We start from the raw sequence: 1,634 nt of genomic DNA, 5'->3' as shown, positions 1-1,634 counted from the left end.
CGGCTCACTGGCCAGTCGGCGATGACATTCAGTACGTGCTGCAGGTAGCGCTCCGGATCTATGCTGTTCAGCCGACAGGTGCCTATCAGTCCGTACAACAGCGCTCCCCGCTCACCTCCGTGATCAGAGCCGAAGAACAGCCAGTTTTTTCGCCCCAGACTCACCAGCCGCAGCGCATTTTCCGCGATGTTGTTATCCACTTCCGCCCAGCCATCTTCTGCATAGTACGTCAGGGCTAACCACTGGTTCAGGGCATAAGTGAACGCTTTTGCCAGTTCTGAGTGGCGCGACAGCGTTTTCACCTTTTCTCGCAACCAACCTTCCAGCGACTTCAGGAGAGGTTTCGCTCTCAGTTGGCGTTGGCTCAGGCGCTGCTCTGCCGGTAACCCGCGTAACTCGGCTTCGACAGCATACAGTTGCCCGATGCACTTCAGCGCTTCCTCGCTGGTTGCCGAGGGCGTTCGGATGTGCACGTCATGGATTTTACGCCGCGCATGTGCCCAGCAGGCCGTTTCCTTTATTTCACCTGCTTCTCGACCCGGACGGTACAGCTCGTTGAACCCGGCATAGGCGTCCGCCTGCAGGACACCACTGAAGTCAGCAAGATGGGTTTGTGGATGGATACCTTTTCGGTCCGGGCTGTAGGCGAACCAGACTGCAGGCGGCTGAGGTGAGCCCGCGTTACGATCATCGCGAACGTAAGTCCACAGTCGCCCCGTTTTCGTCTTTTTATTCCCCGGCAGTAGCACCGGCACCGGGGTGTCGTCGGCGTGAAGCTTGCCATCGGTCAGTACATAGTGTTGCAGAGCCTCTTCCAGCGGTGACAGCAACCGGCAACAGGCATCCACCCAACCCGACAGCACGGAACGGCTTAGTGTCACACCCTGACGGGCGTAGATTTCAGACTGACGATATAGCGGCGTATGTTCTGCATATTTGGATGTCAGCACCCTGGCAAGTAGCCCCGGCCCGGCAATACCGCGTTCGATGGGGCGTGAAGGTGCCGGTGCCTGAACGATTCGGTCGCACCGTCGGCAGGCATGTTTCTCCCGCACGGTGCGGATGACCCGGAAGGCACTGCGCATCAGTTCCAGTTGCTCTGCAGCATCTTCGCCGAGCCAGGACAGCGTGCCGCCGCAGTCCGGGCAGCACGTTTCTACTGGCAACAAGCGTTTTTCATCCCGGGGCAGTGATTCAGGGAACGGTTTACGAGTGCGGGTCTGGCGCAGCGGGCGTGGCACTGCCGGGTCATCCACCCGGCCAGTGAGAACATCGCTTTCCTGTTGAAGCGCGGTGAGTCTGGCTTCCATCTGTGCGATACGGCGGGATAGTTTTTCTGAGCGGCTGCCAAAGTTCATGCGGCGCAGCTTGTCCAGCTCTGCCTGTAGCCGCTCAATCTCGCGTTCGCGCTCGTTTAGTTTTTCCTGCAGGGCCTGTATCAGCGCTTCCTGCTGGGTCAGGCGCTGTTTCAGCAGAAGGATGTCATCAGAAGGGATTATGCTCATAGCCCGTTATGCTAACGGGACAGGTATTTTTATAACATAGACAGAGAGTTAACCAGTCGCTTTGGCTGTCGCCAGTCGATACCCTCCATCAGCATCGCCAGTTGCGCTGGCGTCAGGAACACTTTGCCG

General features: G+C 58.3%; 1 protein-coding gene. It reads right to left on the bottom strand.

The features are described from left to right. Positions 1 to 1,505 (bottom strand): IS66 family transposase (tnpC, locus tag J5224_RS27060; protein ID WP_264628240.1); only part of this gene is annotated, 1,505 nt, incomplete at its 3' end. Positions 1,506 to 1,634 lie beyond the last annotated feature (129 nt).

The sequence above is a fragment of the Candidatus Symbiopectobacterium sp. NZEC135 genome (genome assembly GCF_025962695.1).
This window is presented reverse-complemented; position numbering and strand designations above follow the sequence as displayed.